General features: G+C 69.3%; 15 protein-coding genes. 6 read left to right on the forward strand and 9 right to left on the reverse strand.

Annotation, left to right across the window (positions count from 1 at the left end; translation table 11 throughout):
- The first annotated feature begins 11 nt into the window (after positions 1-11).
- Positions 12-686 (forward strand): transcriptional repressor LexA, encoded by a 675-nt coding sequence (lexA, locus tag E5A74_RS02090; RefSeq protein ID WP_135982354.1) that lies wholly within the window; start codon positions 12-14, stop codon positions 684-686.
- A gap of 42 nt (positions 687-728) precedes the next feature.
- Here lexA and E5A74_RS02095 read toward each other — a convergent pair whose 3' ends face one another.
- The gene (locus tag E5A74_RS02095) at positions 729-1,217 is read right to left on the reverse strand and encodes an Lrp/AsnC family transcriptional regulator (protein WP_135982356.1); all 489 of its coding nucleotides are present in this window, start codon (positions 1,215-1,217) and stop codon (positions 729-731) included.
- Positions 1,218-1,314: 97 nt separating this feature from the next.
- On the opposite strand from E5A74_RS02095, the gene E5A74_RS02100 reads away from it, so the two are divergent.
- A complete protein-coding gene (locus E5A74_RS02100; RefSeq protein ID WP_135982358.1) occupies positions 1,315-2,289 on the forward strand; it encodes a DMT family transporter in 975 nt (324 codons plus the stop codon).
- Here E5A74_RS02100 and E5A74_RS02105 read toward each other — a convergent pair.
- The gene (locus E5A74_RS02105) at positions 2,247-4,415 is read right to left on the reverse strand and encodes a ComEC/Rec2 family competence protein (RefSeq protein ID WP_206365768.1); all 2,169 of its coding nucleotides are present in this window, start codon (positions 4,413-4,415) and stop codon (positions 2,247-2,249) included. The genes E5A74_RS02100 and E5A74_RS02105 overlap by 43 nt on opposite strands.
- A gap of 79 nt (positions 4,416-4,494) precedes the next feature.
- Here E5A74_RS02105 and gltX point away from each other — a divergent pair, with 79 nt between their 5' ends.
- The 3 genes from gltX to E5A74_RS02120 are packed head-to-tail and all read left to right on the forward strand — an operon-like array spanning position 4,495 to position 8,325.
- On the forward strand, positions 4,495-5,922 hold the full coding sequence (gene gltX / locus E5A74_RS02110) for a glutamate--tRNA ligase (RefSeq protein WP_135982360.1): 1,428 nt from the start codon (positions 4,495-4,497) through the stop codon (positions 5,920-5,922).
- A gap of 25 nt (positions 5,923-5,947) precedes the next feature.
- Complete coding sequence (locus E5A74_RS02115; protein WP_135982362.1) at positions 5,948-7,231, forward strand: citrate synthase; 1,284 nt, start codon at positions 5,948-5,950, stop codon at positions 7,229-7,231.
- A gap of 50 nt (positions 7,232-7,281) precedes the next feature.
- Positions 7,282-8,325: an AI-2E family transporter gene (locus E5A74_RS02120; RefSeq protein WP_135982364.1), complete on the forward strand. Its 1,044-nt coding sequence runs from the start codon at positions 7,282-7,284 to the stop codon at positions 8,323-8,325.
- A gap of 3 nt (positions 8,326-8,328) precedes the next feature.
- Here the strand turns inward: E5A74_RS02120 and E5A74_RS02125 are convergent, their stop codons facing one another.
- Positions 8,329-9,189 (reverse strand): LysR family transcriptional regulator, encoded by an 861-nt coding sequence (locus E5A74_RS02125; RefSeq protein ID WP_135982366.1) that lies wholly within the window; start codon positions 9,187-9,189, stop codon positions 8,329-8,331.
- A 152-nt stretch (positions 9,190-9,341) separates the two neighbouring features.
- On the opposite strand from E5A74_RS02125, the gene E5A74_RS02130 reads away from it, so the two are divergent.
- On the forward strand, positions 9,342-9,647 hold the full coding sequence (locus E5A74_RS02130) for a hypothetical protein (protein WP_135983169.1): 306 nt from the start codon (positions 9,342-9,344) through the stop codon (positions 9,645-9,647).
- A gap of 40 nt (positions 9,648-9,687) precedes the next feature.
- Here E5A74_RS02130 and E5A74_RS02135 read toward each other — a convergent pair whose 3' ends face one another.
- The 6 genes from E5A74_RS02135 to E5A74_RS02160 form a co-directional block, all read right to left on the reverse strand.
- Positions 9,688-11,085 carry a sensor histidine kinase gene (locus E5A74_RS02135; RefSeq protein WP_135982368.1) on the reverse strand — a complete coding sequence of 466 codons (1,398 nt, stop codon included), beginning with the start codon at positions 11,083-11,085 and terminating at the stop codon, positions 9,688-9,690.
- Entirely contained in the window at positions 11,082-12,197 is a 1,116-nt protein-coding gene (locus E5A74_RS02140) for a DUF2336 domain-containing protein (RefSeq protein WP_135982370.1), read from the reverse strand. The genes E5A74_RS02135 and E5A74_RS02140 overlap by 4 nt, the downstream gene beginning before the upstream one ends.
- Before the next feature lie 35 nt (positions 12,198-12,232).
- Positions 12,233-13,408 carry a hypothetical protein gene (locus E5A74_RS02145; RefSeq protein WP_135982372.1) on the reverse strand — a complete coding sequence of 392 codons (1,176 nt, stop codon included), beginning with the start codon at positions 13,406-13,408 and terminating at the stop codon, positions 12,233-12,235.
- 122 nt (positions 13,409-13,530) lie between these two features.
- The gene (locus E5A74_RS02150) at positions 13,531-15,060 is read right to left on the reverse strand and encodes a SulP family inorganic anion transporter (RefSeq protein ID WP_135982374.1); all 1,530 of its coding nucleotides are present in this window, start codon (positions 15,058-15,060) and stop codon (positions 13,531-13,533) included.
- On the reverse strand, positions 15,057-15,746 hold the full coding sequence (locus E5A74_RS02155; RefSeq protein ID WP_135982376.1) for a carbonic anhydrase: 690 nt from the start codon (positions 15,744-15,746) through the stop codon (positions 15,057-15,059). Before E5A74_RS02155 ends, E5A74_RS02150 begins: the two co-directional genes overlap by 4 nt.
- 114 nt (positions 15,747-15,860) lie before the next feature.
- Complete coding sequence (locus E5A74_RS02160; protein WP_206365742.1) at positions 15,861-17,165, reverse strand: ATP-binding protein; 1,305 nt, start codon at positions 17,163-17,165, stop codon at positions 15,861-15,863.

Below are 17,165 nucleotides of genomic sequence, written 5' to 3' on the forward strand. Positions count from 1 at the left end.
AGGAGGATTGCATGCTCACGCGCAAGCAGCACGAGCTCATCTGCTTCATTGCCGATCGTTTGGCCGAGACCGGCGTTTCGCCTTCGTTCGAGGAAATGAAGGAGGCGCTCGACCTCAAGTCCAAGTCGGGCGTGCACCGGCTGATCAGCGCGCTCGAGGAACGCGAGTTCATCCGCCGCCTGCCCAATCGCGCCCGCGCGCTCGAGGTGCTGCGCGTTCCCGAGCGCGGCGACGCGAAGCCCGCCGTCAGTGCCAAAGCGGCGAAGCCCGCCGCGTCCGCGCCGAGCCTGCCGACCCCCGCCAACGACGTGGTCGAGATCCCGCTCCACGGCCGCATCGCCGCGGGTACGCCGATCGAGGCGCTCGAGGGCTCGACGATGCTCCCCGTCCCCGCCGCGCTGCTCGGCCAGGGCGAGCATTATGCGCTCGAGGTCGCGGGAGATTCGATGGTCGAGGCGGGCATTCTCGATGGCGACTATGCGCTGATCCGCCGCACCGAAACCGCGCGCGACGGCGAGATCGTCGTGGCGCTGATCGACGATGCCGAGGCGACGCTCAAATATTTCCGCAAGGAAGGCGCGATGATCCGGCTCGATCCGGCCAATCGCGATTACAACGCCCAGCGTTATCGGCCCGATCAGGTCCGCGTCCAAGGCCGGCTCGCGGGGCTGCTGCGTCGCTATTGAGCGGCGCAGCGCGCGGGGCGGTCGGCCGGCGGACGATCTCCGTCAGGGAATGACGATGTTCGTGTCGGCCTTGGTCCTGTCGAGCGCCACCAGCGTCCGGTAACGCTCGACAAAGTCGTTTTCGGCGAACAGCGTGCGGGTGAGCGCCTCGTAGCTGCGCATGTCGCGCGTGACGATGATCAGCACGAAGCTCACCCCACCCGTGACGAAATAGCATTGCTGGACGTCGGGCGTCTCGCGGAACAGCGCCTTGGCCGCATCGACGGTGGCGGCACGCTCGTCGCGCAGCTGGACCTCGACGATGGCGGTGATCGCCAGTTGCAGCGCATCCGGATCGACGATGGCGACGTTGCCGGCGATGACCCCGGCCGCCTCCATCGCCGCGATACGCCGCTGTACCGCCGCCGCGGAGAGATTCACCGCTTCCGCGATCGCGCGCTGCGGCGTCTTGTTATCGTGCTGGACGATACGGAGAATCGCGCGATCGAAGCTGTCGAGCGCGCGCGGAGGTTTGGATCGATCGATCGCCATGGGTGAGTTTTTGTTGCATTTGGAGTGCCGATCAAGAGCGCACATTGCCGCCAAGCGATGATATTGCTCGCCGCGTCCCTTTGAACGCGAGCAGTGCATGTCCCTTGCCCAGATCCATTCGCCCGGCGGCAACGCCCTGCTCGCCGGCGTGCTGTGCGGCATCGGCGCGGGCGCGCTCTGGGGCCTTGTGTTCCTCGCGCCCGAACTGGTGCGCAGCTTCGGCCCGCTCGAGCTCGCGATCGGGCGCTATCTCGCATTCGGGTTGATCTCCGCCGGCCTGATCGCGCCGCGCTGGACCATACTCCGCAGCAGGCTCGAACCGCGCGACTGGCGCGCGCTCGGCTGGCTCGCGCTCGCGGGGAACACGCTTTACTATGTCCTGCTGGCGAGCGCGGTGCAGCTGGGCGGCATCGCGATGACCTCGCTCGTCATCGGCTTCCTGCCCGTCGCGGTGACCATCATCGGCAGCCGCGACCAGGGCGCGGTGTCGCTCGCGCGCCTCGCGCCTTCGCTGCTGTTCTGCGTCGCGGGCGCGGTCTGCGTCGGCTGGCAGGCGGTGACCACGCCGGTCTCCGGCGGCCTCGGCGCGCCATTGATCGGGTTGCTCTGCGCGATCGGCGCGCTCGTGTCGTGGACGGCCTATGCTGTCGGAAACAGCCGCTGCCTCGCCCGGCTGCATGCCATCTCCGCGCATGACTGGAACCTGCTGATCGGCGTGATGACGGGGGTCCAGGCGCTTGCGCTGATCCCGTTGGCGGCGCTGGCGGGGACATCCCGGCACGACGTCGGTGACTGGATACGCTTCGGCCTCGTCTCGATCGGCGTCGCGGTGCTCGCCTCCATCGCGGGGAATGCGCTGTGGAACCGGATGACAAGGCTGCTGCCCCTGACGCTCGTAGGGCAGATGATTCTGTTCGAGACGCTGTTCGCCCTGCTCTATGGCTTTGTGTGGGAGCAGCGGCTTCCGACCTTGTGGGAAGTGCTCGCGTTCGCGCTCGTCGTGCTGAGCGTGACCAGTTGCCTCGCGGCTCACCGCAAACGCGGCGTACCCTCGCCAGCTCTCGCCGCCTGATCGCCGGCGGCCTGCGGGTTCGACGCGGGCGCAAAGGGCGGCTGCACCCGAAGCGGGTCGAGCCACGGATGACCACCACCGCGGCGGACCGTCCGCACATTGGCATCGGAAAAGCGGATCGCGACGCCGCCGCTCCGCGCCAGCGTGTCGCGATCAAGCTTCAGCCAGCGCGGCGCACATCCGGGGGGCAAGCGCCGCTCGCTCACCACGACGTCAGCGGCCCGGCACGCCGCGATCATTTCCCTCCACGGCACCAGATAGCCGCTCCGCGTCGCGAGGACGCGCCAGCGCCGGGCGCCGGCGTCGAGTTCGACGAGGCAGAGATCGGGACTGCACCGCGCGCCGGGCACGTCCGAGAGCAGCAGGAGCGCGGCGTCCTCGGCCCCGCTATTCTCGCCGAGCACCGAGCGGGTATAGTCGCCGGCGCGATCGCGCAGCAGCGCCATCTCGCCGCCCGCCATGCGGATCGCGAGGTGCCGGCCGTCGCCGGTGACGAGCAGATCCGGCGGCGGCGTGAGCAAGGCCCAGCCCATCCCGATCGCGAAGGGCAACACACCCGCCCAGCGGACGCGCGTCCGCCACAAGGCCACCCAGAGCCCGCCCGCGACGATCAGCGCATAGGCGCCGCCGGGCATCGCCGGCAGTGCCGCTACCGCGCCGGGCGCCGACGCCGTGGTGTGCGCCAGCCACAGCAGCAGATCGAGCGCGCGGGCAGCAAGCCACCACAGCGGCGCGCCGAGCCCGACAAGGTCGAGCGCCAGCGCCAGCGCCTCGAGCGGCATGATCACGAAAGTGGTCAGCGGAATCGCGACGATATTGGCGAGCGCGCCATAGACACCGGCCTTGTGGAAGTGGAACAGCCCGATCGGCATCAGCGCCAGCTCGACGACGAGGCCGGTGAGCAGCAGCGAGGCGAGACCACGGAGCAGCCGCCTGCCCCGCCTTTCCTCGCGCGGCGCGAACCAGCCGCGCACCCGCGGGCTCTCGTGCAGCGCCACGATCGCAGTCACCGCGGCGAAGCTCAGCTGGAAGCTTGGGCCCGCGAGCGCCTCGGGCCAGAGCAGCAGCACGAGCAGCGCGCCCGCCGCTACCAGCCGCAGGGTGATCGCCTCGCGGCCGAGGCTCAGCGCGAGCAGCACCAGCAGGGCCGCGGCGCAGGAGCGGATCGTCGGCACCTCGGCGCCGGTCAGCAGCGTGTAGCCGACGGCCGCGAGCGCGCCCGCTCCCGCCGCGACGAGCGGCAGCCGCCAGCGTAGCGCCAGCGCCGGGCTGAGCGCGAGCAGCCGCAACACCAGCAGCATCGCCGCGGCGGTGACCGCGGTGACGTGAAGCCCGCTCACCGACAGGAGGTGCGCGAGCCCCGATCGGCGCATCGCCTCTGCATCCTCCTCGGCGATCGCGCCCTGATCGCCGGTGGCGAGCGCGCTGGCGATGCCGCCGCCGCTACCGGCGATTCGCGACTGGATATGATCCGAAAGCCGCGCCCTGAGATCCGCCCCCGGCGCAGCGGCGGGACGGACGACCGCGATCGGGGCGAACCCCCTGCCCGTCGCGCCGAGCCCGGCGAACCACGCGACCCGCGCGAAATCATAGGCGCCGGGCACTGCCGCGTCGGGCGGCGGCATCAGCCGCGCGCGCAGCCGGATCACCGCACCGGGCGCGATACCGGCAACGGCATCGGCCTGATCGAGACTGACGCGTATCCGTGGCGGGAGATCGGCATGCCCCTGCGGCGCGAGCGTCACACGCACCATCCCGCGCGCCGGCAAGCGTTCGACCCGTTCCACCCGCCCGGTCACCAGCACCACTGCCGGTCGGGCGAGCACCGGGGCGGCGACATGATCGCTGCGCCACCAGACCAGCGCGCAACCGGCCGCGAGCGCCAGCCCCGCCACGGCGAGCACGCGCGGCGCCCTGCCGCCGCCCGGGAGGGCGACCGCGACCAGCGCAAGCGCAAGCGCCGAGAGCGTGAAGCCGAGCCAGCGCGCCGCATCGGGGAGCAGAAACCACGCGGCGATACCCCCGCCGAACGCCACCGGCAGCCACAGCACGAGCTGCTCGCGCTCGGCCTCGAGCCATATCTCGATCTGGCGAACCCCATGGCGAAGCCGCCCCCTCGCCCCCATTTGAAGGGCGGGCAACCCCGTGCTAGGGGCCTCGGCGGCTGAGCTGGCCATCGATTTTCAAGTCTGGGAGCAAGCGCGGTTGAGCGCAACATCTGAAACCGGCGGCAAGCCCGTCGTCACGCGCTTCGCGCCTTCCCCTACCGGGTTCCTCCATATCGGCGGCGCGCGCACCGCGCTGTTCAATCTGCTGTTCGCCCGTCACCATGGCGGCAAGTTCCTGTTGCGCATCGAGGATACCGATCGCGCCCGCTCGACCGACGAAGCGATCGCCGCGATCCTCGACGGGCTGCGTTGGCTCGATCTCGATTGGGACGGCGAGGAGATCTATCAATTCTCGCGCGCGAGCCGTCATGCCGAGGTCGCGCAGGCGATGCTCGCCAACGGCCATGCCTATAAATGCTTCGCCACCGCCGAGGAGCTCGAGGCGATGCGTGCGGGGCAGCGCGCGAACAAGCAGCCGCTGCGCTATGACGGCCGCTGGCGCGATCGCGACGAGAGCGAGGCGCCCGCGGGCGCGCCCTTCGTGATCCGCCTGAAGGCGCCGCGCGAGGGCAGCGTCACGATCGACGATCAGGTCCAGGGAGCGGTCACCGTCAACAATAGCGAGCTCGACGACATGGTCCTGCTCCGCTCGGACGGCACGCCGACCTATATGCTCGCCGTGGTGGTCGATGATCACGACATGGGCGTCACGCACATCATTCGCGGCGACGACCATCTCAACAACGCCTTCCGCCAGCTGCCGATCTACCGGGCAATGGGCTGGGAAGAGCCGGTCTACGCGCACATTCCGCTGATTCACGGCGCCGACGGGGCGAAGCTCTCCAAGCGCCACGGCGCGCTGGGCGTCGACGCCTATCGCGACGAGCTCGGTCTGCTGCCCGAGGCGGTGTCCAACTATCTGCTCCGCCTCGGCTGGGGGCATGGCGACGACGAGATCATCAGCCGGGAGCAGGCGATCGGGTGGTTCGACCTCGCCGGCGTGGGCAAGAGCCCTTCGCGCTTCGATCTCAAGAAGCTCGAGAATCTCAACGGCCATTATATCCGCGCCAGCGACGACTCGCGGCTGGCCGAACTGGTGGCGGAGCGCCTGCCCTTCGAGGTGTCGGAGGCGCAATTGACGCTGCTCAACGCGGCGATGCCCGCGCTCAAGCCGCGCGCTGCGAACCTCAACGAAATCGCCGATGGCGCGATGTTCCTTTTCAGGACGCGCCCGCTCGTACTCGACGAGGGCGCCGAGGCTTTGCTCGAGGGCGACTCCCCCCAGCTATTGTTTCGCATCCATGTCGCGCTTGACGCGGCGGGAAGCTGGGATACGGAGGCGCTCGAAGCGGCGGTACGCACTGTCGCCGACGAGGCGGGGGTCAAGCTCGGCGCCGTCGCGCAGCCTTTGCGCGCCGCACTTACCGGGCGACGAACCTCTCCGGGCATCTTCGACGTTCTGGCATTGCTGGGGCGGGAGGAAAGCCTGGCCCGCATCGCCGATCACATGACCAAGCCCGCCTGATTCGGGCCAGACGAGGACGACGTTTATGAGCGACACCGCCAAGCTTCAGGTTGCGGGGAAAGAAGTGGACTACCCGGTCCTCACGGGTAGCGTCGGCCCGGACGTCGTCGACATTCGCAAGCTCTACGCCCAGACCGGCACCTTCACCTACGATCCCGGCTTCACCTCGACCGCTTCCTGCGAATCGGGGCTGACCTATATCGATGGCGACGAGGGTGTGCTGCTCCATCGCGGCTATCCGATCGGCCAGCTCGCCGAACAGTCGAGCTTCATGGAAGTCGCCTATCTGCTGCTGAACGGCGAGCTGCCCGGCAAGGACGAGCTCGACAAGTTCAACAACACGATCACGCGCCACACCATGCTGCACGAGCAGCTGGCGACCTTCTATCGCGGCTTCCGCCGCGACGCGCATCCGATGGCGGTGATGTGCGGTGTGGTCGGTGCGCTCTCGGCCTTCTATCACGATTCGACCGACATCACCGATCCCAAGCAGCGCATGATTGCGTCGCACCGGCTGATCGCCAAGATGCCGACGATCGCGGCGATGGCCTACAAGTACAGCGTCGGCCAGCCCTTCCTCTATCCGGACAACTCGCTGTCCTACACCGGCAACTTCCTGCGCATGACCTTCGGCGTCCCCGCCGAGGAATATGTCGTGAATCCGGTCGTCGAGAAGGCGCTCGACCGCATCTTCATCCTCCACGCCGATCACGAGCAGAATGCCTCGACCTCGACCGTGCGCCTCGCCGGCTCATCGGGCGCCAATCCGTTCGCGTGCATCGCGGCGGGCATCGCCTGCCTGTGGGGCCCGGCACACGGCGGCGCCAATGAAGCGGCGCTCAACATGCTCCACGAGATCGGCCGTCCGGAGCGCATCCCCGAATTCATCGCGCGCGCCAAGGACAAGAACGATCCGTTCCGCCTGATGGGCTTCGGCCACCGCGTCTACAAGAACTACGATCCGCGCGCGACGGTGATGCAGAAGACGGTCCGCGAAGTGTTCAAGGAGCTGAACGTCTCCGACCCCGTGTTCGAGGTCGCGCTTCAGCTCGAGGAAATGGCGCTCAAGGACGATTACTTCGTCGAGAAGAAGCTGTTCCCCAACGTCGATTTCTATTCGGGCGTGATCCTTTCGGCGATCGGCTTCCCGACGACGATGTTCACGGCGCTGTTCGCGCTCGCCCGCACCGTCGGCTGGGTCGCGCAGTGGAACGAGATGATCTCGGACCCCGAGCAGAAGATCGGCCGTCCGCGCCAGCTCTACACCGGCCCCGTCCAGCGCGACTACGTTCCCGTCGACAAGCGCTGAGGCACCTTTCCACCCCATGATCGTTTCGCCTCCATAAGGAGGCGAGGCGCATGGGCGATGGAGAAGTCACGCGGGCGGACGCGCACCGCCGCCGATGGCTGGCACTCGCCGCGCTGGCGCTGGCGGTGTGGATCGCGCGCGAATTCCTGACCTCGCTGCTGTGGGCGCTCGTCCTAGCTATCGCATTATGGCCGCTGCTCCGCGGCGCGCGCACCGATGCCGGGGGCAACCCGCCCGGCTGGGCCGCGTTCGGCCTCACGCTTGCCGCCGGGCTCGTCCTGATGCTGCCGCTCGTCGTCGCGGCGCTCGAGGCCGCGCAGGAAAGCGGCGTCGCGATGGCGTGGCTGCAAACGGCGCAGACGCACGGCATTCCGCCGCCCGCGTGGCTGGCCGACGTCCCGCTCGCCGGATCCCGGCTCCTCGGACTTTGGCAGCACTATCTCGCCACGCCGGGTAGCTCTGGCCAGCTGCTCGCCCAGCTCGACGCCGCCACCATCCTCGACTGGGTCAAGGGTGCCGCGCTGGCGATGGCGCAGGGTACCTTGCTGCTCTTCGTCACGCTCGTCGCGCTCTTCACCATGCTCCGCCACGGCGCATCGCTCGGCGCGCAAGGCATGCGGCTGATCGCGGCCAGCGTCGGGCATGACGGCGAGGCCTTTGCCGAGCGGCTCGTCGAGGCGGTGCGGGTGACGGTGGTCGGCACGGTGTTCGTCGCGCTCGGCGAAGGCGCGCTGATCGGAGTCGGTTACGCGATCGCCGGGGTACCCAAGCCGATGCTGTTCGCGCTGATGACCGCCGCCTTCGCGATGCTGCCCTTCGGCGCGTGGTTCGTCTTCAGCGTCGCCAGCGTCGTGCTTCTGCTGGCGGGCGCGCCCGTCGCGGCCGCGCTGCTCTTCGTCTATGGTGCCGCGGTGATGCTGGTGGGGGACAATATCGTCCAGCCGGCGCTGATCGGCCGCCGCGCCGAGCTCCCCTTCCTGCTCGCGCTGATCGGCATCTTCGGCGGGATCGCGAGCATGGGGCTGGTCGGGCTCTTCATCGGCCCGGTGATCATGACCGCGGTGCTGATCGCCACGCGCGAATGGCTCGCCTGAGCCTCAGGCGCCGGCGATCCAGTCGCGGAACGCCAGCATCGCCGGGCTGAGCGCGCGCGACTTGAGCCAGGTCAGCCAATAGCGCCCGGTCGACACCTCGATGGCGAACGGCCGCACCAGCGCTCCGTCGTCGAGCGGACGCCCCAACATCGATGCCGGCGCGAGCGCGACGCCCGCGCCCTGCAGCGCCGCCTCGGCCATCGCCAGCGAGGAATCGAACACCGGGCCCTTGAGCGTCGGCGGCGGCACCCCGGCCGCGTCGAACCAGCGCGCCCATTCGTCGGCACGATAGGAGCGCAGCAGCGGCAGCCCGAGCAGATCGCGCGGTTCGGCCAGCCCGCGCGCCAGCGCCGGCGTGCAGAGCGGCGTGAGCGGTGCCTCGATCAGCGGCACCGCCTCGGTCGCGTGCCACGCGCCGTCGCCGAAGCGGATCGCATAGTCGAGCCCCTCCCCGGCCAGATCGACCCGGTTGTTGTTGGTGAACAGCCGCAGATCGATCCGCGGATTCGCGGCGCGGAACCCCGGCAGCCTCGGCAGCAGCCAGCCGGTGGCGAACGTGCCGACCGCCGCGACCGAAAGCAGCTGGGTCGCCTCGCCGCTCGCGATCCCCTCGACCAGCTCGGCGATGCGATCGAAGCTCTCGGCGAGCGCCGGCTGCAGCGCCAGCCCCTCGTCGGTGAGCGCGAGCCCGCGCGGCAGGCGGCGGAACAGCCTCACCCCCAGCCGAGTCTCAAGTCCCTTGACCTGGTGGCTGATCGCCGCCTGCGTGACGCAGAGCTCGATCGCGGCGCGGGTGAAGGAAAGATGCCGTGCCGAGGCTTCGAAAGCGCGCAGCGCATTGAGCGGCAGATGGGGGCGGACCATCGCCGAGCCATAAGCTGATCTAATGGCAGAAGCCAGTATCGGCGGGATTTGCGGCTAAACCTGTACCGCAGACTACAACTCGATTCAGCAACGCGAAGCGATGCGGCGGCTAAACCGTTCGCACTGCGTGTACAAATACAGAGGAGAGCATGATGAGGATTGTCAGGATCATCGCCGCCGCCGCGCTCGCCATGACCGGCATCGCCGGCACCACCGCCGCGAGCGCCGCGCCGATCACTGCGGTCAGCGCGGTTCAGGATTACGGTTACGGCTATGGCAACGGCTATCGCGACAATCAGCGCTATCGCGATCGCGACCGCTGGGGCCGCGGCGACCGCAACCGCTGGGATCGCGACCGTCGCTACAATCGCAGCCGCTATTATCGCAACCACCAGCGCCGCTGCTGGACCGAGTGGCGCCGCTATCAGGGTCGCGTGACGGTCTGCCGTCGTCGCTGACCATCGGGGCGCTCGCCGACCGCGGCGGGCGCCCTTTTTCTCAATGCCGAGTCGGCAGCGAGAAAATGAAGCGCGCACCCATTCCCGGGGCGCTGTCGACCTTGAGATCGCCGCCCATCGCGCGGGCGAGCCGGCGCGCGATATAGAGGCCGAGGCCCGAGCCACCCGGTTCGCTGTCGTCGACCCGGCCGAACTTCTCGAAGATCCTTTCCTGATCCTCGTGGGCGATCCCTTTGCCCTGATCGGCAACGATCACGCAGCTCTTCTTTTCCTCGCGCTCGAGCCGGATCCACACCATCGCCCCCGGCGGCGAATAGCGCACCGCATTGCCGATCAGATTGACCAGCACCTGCAGCGCGCGACGGAACTCGCCGGTTGCGGGCAATGCCTCGTCGAGCGCGGGCTTGTCGATCCGCACCTCGGACTGCGCCGCGCGCACGCCGAGCAGCCCGGACGCACGCCGCGCGACATCGGCGAGGTCGATCGGCTCGAGCGCGATCGCGAAATCGTCGCGCTCGATCGCCTGCAGATCGACCAGGTCCTCGACCAGCCCGAGCAAGTGACGCCCGGCATTGGCGATGTCGCTGGCATATTCGGCATAGTCCGACTTAAGCGGGCCATCGAGCTGCGCGCTGATGCTGTCGGCGTTCGCGATGATCTTGCCCAGCGGGCCCCGCAGCGCGCGATCGAGCCGCTGGCTGAACGAATCGGGGAAACCGCCGAACGAGGCCGCGGGCGCGGGCAGCGGCGTGTCGGGACCGGGTTCGGGCGGCAGCGGCGTCTCGAGCATGTGCGCCGCGCCGACAAAGCCGGCAAAGCGCCCGCCGGGATCGCTGCGCGGAGTCGCGGCGAGCCGCACCATCCGGCCGGTGCCGCGAATCTCGGCCTTCTGGCCATCGAACTGCGCTTGGGCGGCGACGGCGTCGAGGATCGGCAGATTGCCGCTCTCGTCCTGCTCGAGATGGAACAGCCGGGTCAGTGGCTGGCCGAGCATCGCGCTCGAATCGAAGCCATAGCGCTCGCCCGCCTCGATCGACAGAAAGGTGATCCGCAGCGACGCGTCGGTCTCCCACAGCCAATCGGCGGCCGAGCGGAAGAAATCGCCCTCGCGCTCAAGCTCGCTCGCGATCGCGCGCCACGCGGGGCGCTGGCGCCAGCCGCTGACTTCGAGCCGCACCCCGCCCTGCTCAGGCTCGGCGCGCACCCACAGATCGAGATCGTCCTCGCCATCGGCGGCGACGACGTTGCGCGAAATGGCGATGCCCAGCCGCTGGGCGAGCCGCGCCAGCGCCGCGATCGGCGGCACCGCGAGCGGCACGCCGGTATCGCCGCCGGCGCGTTGGTTGAGCTCTGCGAGCCTCGCCTCGGCGTCGAGCAGCCGCCCTTCGCGATCGAGGCGCCCCCACGAAACGGGCAAGGTGCGATCGATCGCGTTCATGCCGCCCTCGTCCCGGCGAGCGCGAGCAGCGCCGCGCGATAATCGGGATCGAGCCGCAGCGGCGCGATTGCCTCACGCGCCTCGTCGCCGGGGATGGCGACGATCGAATCGAGCCGGTCGGCGAAACGCTCGACATCGCGGCGCGGATCGGCCTCGCAAAGGGCGAAGCCGATCTGGGCGACGGTCTCGCGGCCGAGATCGAGCGCGCGGAGCGCGAGCCACAGCCGGTCTGCCACCGAATCGAGCACGATATCGCGTGCCAGCGGATAGCCCACGCCCAGCGCATGCGCGAACAGCGCGATGAACAATACGATGCGCCGGTCGCTCAGCGCCTCGACCAGCAATTTGGGCAATTCGTCGGGTCGGGCGTCGATCGCCGCGGCGAAACGCATCGCTGCCGCCTCGAGCCGATCGCCTTCGTCATAGGCCGTGAGGCTGCGCTGCGCCGCGTCGGAAAGCGCGCGATCGAGGGCTTGCAGCGCGCCGTCGGCCGCCTCGCCGACGCGCTCGCGCAGCGCCGCCGCCACCCACCACACCAGCCGGTGGTGCAACTCGGCAGGGAGATCGGTATGCGTGAGCGGCCCCATATCGGGGCCACCGCGTCGACGGCTCTCCGCCACCAGCAATCCCATCGCGCCGCTCGCCAGCGCGCGATCGGGGTGCTGGACGAAACGATTGACGAGGCTGGGCCGCTCGGGGTCGTCGGGCGCGTGCATCGGCAGCGCCGCTCCGATCGCGTCCTGGCGGACACGCGCCATCAGTTCGGACATCAACGCGGCGTCGCGCAGCACGCCCGCACGGAACAGCCGCTCGAATACGCCCACTTCGGTGCGCAGGATCGCCGCGGCGAGCTGGCTTTCCCCGCGCGTGCTCAGCAGTTGCGCGCCATGCTCGCGGATCTCGGCTTCCACCGTGTCGATCAACGCGCGCAGCAGCAGCGCCAGCGCCACGCGGGTGCGCTCGTCGAGCCGCGCCTCCTCGGGCAGGAAGAAATCGTCGATCGCGACTGCGAGCCCGTCATGCGCGCGCGTCTCCGCGGCGGCGGCTCGCGCGAGCAACCGGCTGGCGCCCTCGATGGCGCCGGGGTTTATGTCGACGGTACTTTCCGACATCGGCCCCTGATAAGCGCAATGTGATTAAAGCGAAGCTAAGCTTTTTCGCGAGTGCCCTCAACCGCGGCACCAAGGGTCACGAACGCATAGGCCGCAGCCGCGGCGAGGCCGTACTGAATTACCCCGGCAAGCGCGAACGGCGCGAGCAGCAGCAGATGCGCCGAGGGGCTCGCCCACCAGCGCCGATGCCGCGAGGGCGCGCGCTCGACGAGAAACTGCGCCGCGAGCGCCACCAACGCCAGCACGAGCGGCGTGGTGGTATCGAGTCGCGCGCGCTCCATCCAGCCGCAGCCCAGCGCCACGCCCCCGAACAATGCCAACAGCGCCCATTCGACCGCCGCCGCGCGCCGTTCCTCGCCACGCAGCGCCGCCATCGCGCCGCCGGTTGCCAGCGTGGCTGCCGACAGAAGCGCAGCGATCAGCCCGGTACCTTCCCAGTCGAAGCCGATCGCAGTGAAGGAAAGCAGCGCCAGCACGCCGCCGGCGGCGAACAAGCTCCAGCCGGGGACGTTGCGCGAGACCAGCTCGGGAAGCGCCATCCGGGCGACGCGGGTGAATACCCAGCGATCGGCCCAGCCGACCCGGCGCTCGGTCAGTGCTGCGAGGATGCCGGTGTTACGCGCCGCGAGCCCCTCCGCGGTATGCTCGACGGCATGGCCGCTGCGCAGCCAGCTCGCGCTGAGCGGGACATGCTCGGCGCCCGATTGCGCGGCGACGCGCAGCAGTGCCGACTGGAAGTCGTAATCGTCGGGCATCTGCGCGATCTGGCCGAGCTGGCGCACCGAGATGCGCGCCACCCCCGCCCAGCAATCGCGCATGTCGAGCCGCTCGATCGCGGCGGGCGAGCCCGCATCATCGGTGACGAGCAAGGCCTCGGGCCCGTCATGCCCCATCCGGTCCATCACCGGATCGGTGGTGACCAAGCCATCGGCCATCACCAGCACCCGCGCGCCTTCCTCGATCTTTTCGGCGGCTTCCTCGGCCGAGCGCACGATCTCGACACGCACCTCGCGACGGCCGGCGCGATTGACCGCGGCGAGCAACGCCGGCGTCATGCGCCCCACCGCGACGAGGATCTGCTCGGCGCCGGCCCCGATCAGCAGGCGGATCTGGTATTCGAGCAGGGTCATGCCGCCGAACGGCAGTGTCGCGACGAGCGTCCCCGGACGGTCGCTCGCCTCCTCAATCGCAAAAATCAGCCCCGCCAGCATGTTCGGTTCGTTAGGCGGAATGGCCGGGCCACGCAATTCCTCGCCGCGCAGATGCAGCCACACCCGGTGCCGACATGCGGCACCGGGCGCGTTCGATCATTCTGGCCGGCCGAAGCGCGGCGTCAGACGCCGGCGAGCGCGGCCATCTTTCCGCTGCTGCCGAATATCTCGACCTTGCCGCCTCCGGCGCGCCGCCGCTGGAGCCAGTCCTTGAGCAGCTCGGTGCAGGTATGATCGATCGCCGAGCATCTGGAGAGATCGAGCAACACCGGCGCCTTACTCGGCAGCGCGTCGAGCTTTGCCGAGAGCCTGGGAAGCGCGACGAACGTCGCCGCGCCCGAAAGCGCGATCGTGCGGCGCTCGTCGTCCTCGCGCTCCTCGACTCGCAGCCGCAGGCGGCGGAAGTGCGGGAGCAGCTCGAGCAGCGACAATCCGATGCCGACCAGCACGCCGGTGAGCAGGTCCTCCGCAACGACCAGCACCAGGGTGACCGCCCAGATCATCGCGGGCAGCGCGCCATAATCGCGCAGCAGATGCCGGGCATGGCTGAAGTTCACCAGCCGTGCGCCGGTCACCACCAGCACCGCGCCGAGCGCCGCCATCGGAATCTCGCGCAGCAGCCACGGCAGCAACGCGACGAAGCCGAGGATCCACACCCCGTGCAGGATCGCCGAGAGCCGGGTCTGCGCGCCCGCCTGGACGTTGGCCGAGCTGCGTACGATGACGCCGGTCATCGGTAGCGCGCCCGCTGCACCGCACAGCAGATTGCCAATGCCCTGCGCGCGGAGCTCCTTGTTGTAGTTGGTGCGCGCGCCGTCGTGCATCCGGTCTACCGCCGCCGCCGAGAGCAGGGTCTCGGCGCTGGCGATGAACGCAATCGCGAACGCGGCACCGATGATCGAGGGATTGAGCAGCAGCGCGAAGGTGCCCGCGTCGGGCAGGCTGATCGCCGCGGCAATGTTCTCGGGCACACTGACGCGAGTGACGTCGAGGCCGAGCAGAAAGGCGAGCAAGGTGCTCGCGACCACGCCCATCAGCGCGCCGGGAACGAGCCTGAGCGCGGCGGGCCGCCATTTCTCCCAGCCGAGCATCACTGCGATGGTGGTGAGGCCCAGCGCCAGCGCGATCTCGGCCGCGGCGATGCTAGGTGACAGCCCGAGCAGACGTCCCGGCATCGCGGCCAGATTCTCGAGGCCGCTCGGCAGCGGCTTCGAATCGAACATCACATGGAACTGGCCGATCACGATCAGCACGCCGATGCCGGCGAGCATGCCGTGCACCACCGCCGGCGAGATCGCGCGGAACCAGCCACCCAGCCGGAACACGCCGGCAAGGACCTGCACCAGCCCGGCGAGCATCAGGATCGGGCCGAGCGCCGACAGGCCCTGATCGCGGACCAACTCGAAAACGATCACCGCGAGGCCCGCGGCGGGGCCGCTGACCTGCAGCGGCGAACCAGCCAGCGCGCCGACGACGATGCCGCCGATGATGCCGGTGATCAGCCCCTTTTCGGGCGACACGCCCGAGGCGATCGCGATGCCCATGCACAGCGGCATCGCGACGAGGAAGACCACGATCGAGGCAGTCAGATCGCGGACGTTGAAGGCGAATTTGGGCAAGGCGAGCTTCGGGGTCTCGGCGGCGGCAGTCATTCCGCCGCCTCCACGCGCTCGGCCGCGAGGCGCGCCGCCGCGGGCAACGCGACAGGTAGCTCGGACCCCTCGCGGATCGCGACGAACTGGCCGCTGACGCCGTCGAGCGCCAGCACCTCGCCCGCGCCGATGTCGAAGAACCAGCCGTGCAGCGCCACCGCGCCGCGGGCGATCGCCGCGGCGACCGACGGGTGGGTGCGCAGATGCGCGATCTGGATCACGACATTCTCGAGGCTCGCCGCGCGCACCGATTCGCCGTTCTCGAGCTCGGGATAGCCGCGCTTGACGACGCTCGCCGCCGCGGCGCTGTGCCGCAGCCACGCCGCGACATTGGGCATGTTCTCGAGCATCTGCGGGTTCATCAGCGCCTTCATCGCGCCGCAGTCCGAATGACCGCAGACGATGATGTCGTGCACGCCCAGCGCCTCGACGGCATATTCGACCGTCGAGGAGACGCCGCCATTCTGGGTGGCGAAGGGCGGGACGATGTTGCCCGCGTTGCGGCAGACGAAGAGCTCGCCCGGCCCGGCCTGCAATATCTGCTCGGGCACCACGCGCGAATCCGCGCAGGAGATCATCAATGCCTTGGGGCTCTGCCCGTCGCTGGCCAGACGACCGTATAGATCGCTCTGGTCCGGAAAGACCTGCTTCGCGAAGCTCAGCACGCGTCCCATCAATTCGTTCACTGGCTATACTCCTTGCCAACTCGCTGGGCGCGAGTGTCAGCAGGGAGGTACGGACGCTGTTTTGCTGCGGCGCAGCGCGTATGTAAGGAAGTGTTTCCCCGCCGTCCGGCCGTTTCAGCGCAGCGGCAGCCGGATCTCGGCACGCAGTCCGCCGCCGCTGCGATTCTGCAGCGCGAAGGTACCGCCTTCCGCCGCGACCGCGCGCGCGACGATCGACAGGCCGAGCCCCAGCCCCATCGTGTCGCGCGCGCGCGCCTGATCGAGCCGGACAAAGGGCTGGAGCACGCGCTGGATCGCCTCTTCCGGAATGCCCGGGCCATCATCCTCGACCCGCAGCACGATCTCGGCATCGCCGGGCTTGACCGTCACCCAAATGCGCTCCGCGTGATGCACCGCGTTCTCGACGAGGTTGACCAGCGCACGCTTGAACGCGCTCCGCCGGACGGGGCGCTCGCAATGATCGGGGCCCTCGTAGCGAACATCGCCCCCGTGATCGCGCGCGTCGTCGGCGACGGTCTGGCACAGCGCGGCAAGATCGACCGGCACTGGCTGCTCGCCATCATCGTCGCCGTTCAGATAGGCGAGCAACGATCTGATCATCGCCTCCATCTCACCGATATCGGCCTCGATCGCCCGATGGACCTCCGGATCCTCGACCGCGTCGGCGCGCAGTCGCAGGCGCGCCAACGGGGTCCGCATGTCGTGCCCGACCGCGGCGAGCGCCTGGGTGCGATCCTCGATCAGCCCGTGGATCCGCGCCTGCATCCGGTTGAAGGCGCGGATCACGCGGCGCAGCTCGCGCGGCCCGGCCTCGGACAATTCCTCGGCCTCGTTGCTGCCGACCCGCTCGGCAGCCTGGGCGAGCTTGCGCATCGGCAGCAAGGTCTGCCGCACCAGCGCGCCGCCGACGAGGATGATCGCGACCGCCGGCGCGAGTCCGAGCAGGATCCTTTCGAGCGAGAAGCTCAGCTCGTGCACCGGCTCGCGCGTCGCGAACTGCATCCAGCTGCCGTCGGGCATCGTGACCCCGCCCTCGATCACCGCGCTGCGTCCGCTGCCGGTGAGCCGCAGTCGCGGATTCGCCGCGGCAAGGCTGGGCTCCCACGCGATCACCTGGCGATGCACCCGGTCGAGCGTCGGCGCGATCTGCAACCGCGCCGGCAGCGCGGGGCTCCAGCGAACGATATAGCGGCTCGTCGTCAGATCCGCGGCGAGCGCCGTCCGTTGCCCGGGCGGTTCCTCGGCGAGTAGCTTGCGCGCGATCACCAGATGCTCGGCCAGCCGTCGCGCCTCGTCGTCGCGCACCGACAGCTGGCTCGTCCGTTCGTAGAAGAAGGTGCTCGCGCCGAACTCGATCAGGATCGCGAGCAGCAGAATGCCGAAGATCCTGCCGATCAGGCCGATCGAGGGGCGCAGCAT

Origin of the sequence: Sphingomonas naasensis, assembly GCF_004792695.1 — a bacterium.
GTDB classification, from domain to species: Bacteria; Pseudomonadota; Alphaproteobacteria; order Sphingomonadales; family Sphingomonadaceae; genus Sphingomonas; species Sphingomonas naasensis.

What these genes read in the sequence shown, in the direction of transcription:
- lexA (WP_135982354.1), top strand. Translation starts at nt 12, where the DNA reads ATGCTCACGCGCAAGCAGCACGAGCTCATCTGCTTCATTGCCGATCGT.
- E5A74_RS02095 (WP_135982356.1), bottom strand. Translation starts at nt 1,217, where the DNA reads ATGGCGATCGATCGATCCAAACCTCCGCGCGCGCTCGACAGCTTCGAT.
- E5A74_RS02100 (WP_135982358.1), top strand. Translation starts at nt 1,315, where the DNA reads ATGTCCCTTGCCCAGATCCATTCGCCCGGCGGCAACGCCCTGCTCGCC.
- E5A74_RS02105 (WP_206365768.1), bottom strand. Translation starts at nt 4,415, where the DNA reads ATGGGGGCGAGGGGGCGGCTTCGCCATGGGGTTCGCCAGATCGAGATA.
- E5A74_RS02115 (WP_135982362.1), top strand. Translation starts at nt 5,948, where the DNA reads ATGAGCGACACCGCCAAGCTTCAGGTTGCGGGGAAAGAAGTGGACTAC.
- E5A74_RS02120 (WP_135982364.1), top strand. Translation starts at nt 7,282, where the DNA reads ATGGGCGATGGAGAAGTCACGCGGGCGGACGCGCACCGCCGCCGATGG.
- E5A74_RS02125 (WP_135982366.1), bottom strand. Translation starts at nt 9,189, where the DNA reads ATGGTCCGCCCCCATCTGCCGCTCAATGCGCTGCGCGCTTTCGAAGCC.
- E5A74_RS02130 (WP_135983169.1), top strand. Translation starts at nt 9,342, where the DNA reads ATGAGGATTGTCAGGATCATCGCCGCCGCCGCGCTCGCCATGACCGGC.
- E5A74_RS02135 (WP_135982368.1), bottom strand. Translation starts at nt 11,085, where the DNA reads ATGAACGCGATCGATCGCACCTTGCCCGTTTCGTGGGGGCGCCTCGAT.
- E5A74_RS02140 (WP_135982370.1), bottom strand. Translation starts at nt 12,197, where the DNA reads ATGTCGGAAAGTACCGTCGACATAAACCCCGGCGCCATCGAGGGCGCC.
- E5A74_RS02145 (WP_135982372.1), bottom strand. Translation starts at nt 13,408, where the DNA reads ATGCTGGCGGGGCTGATTTTTGCGATTGAGGAGGCGAGCGACCGTCCG.
- E5A74_RS02150 (WP_135982374.1), bottom strand. Translation starts at nt 15,060, where the DNA reads ATGACTGCCGCCGCCGAGACCCCGAAGCTCGCCTTGCCCAAATTCGCC.
- E5A74_RS02160 (WP_206365742.1), bottom strand. Translation starts at nt 17,165, where the DNA reads ATGCTGCGCCCCTCGATCGGCCTGATCGGCAGGATCTTCGGCATTCTG.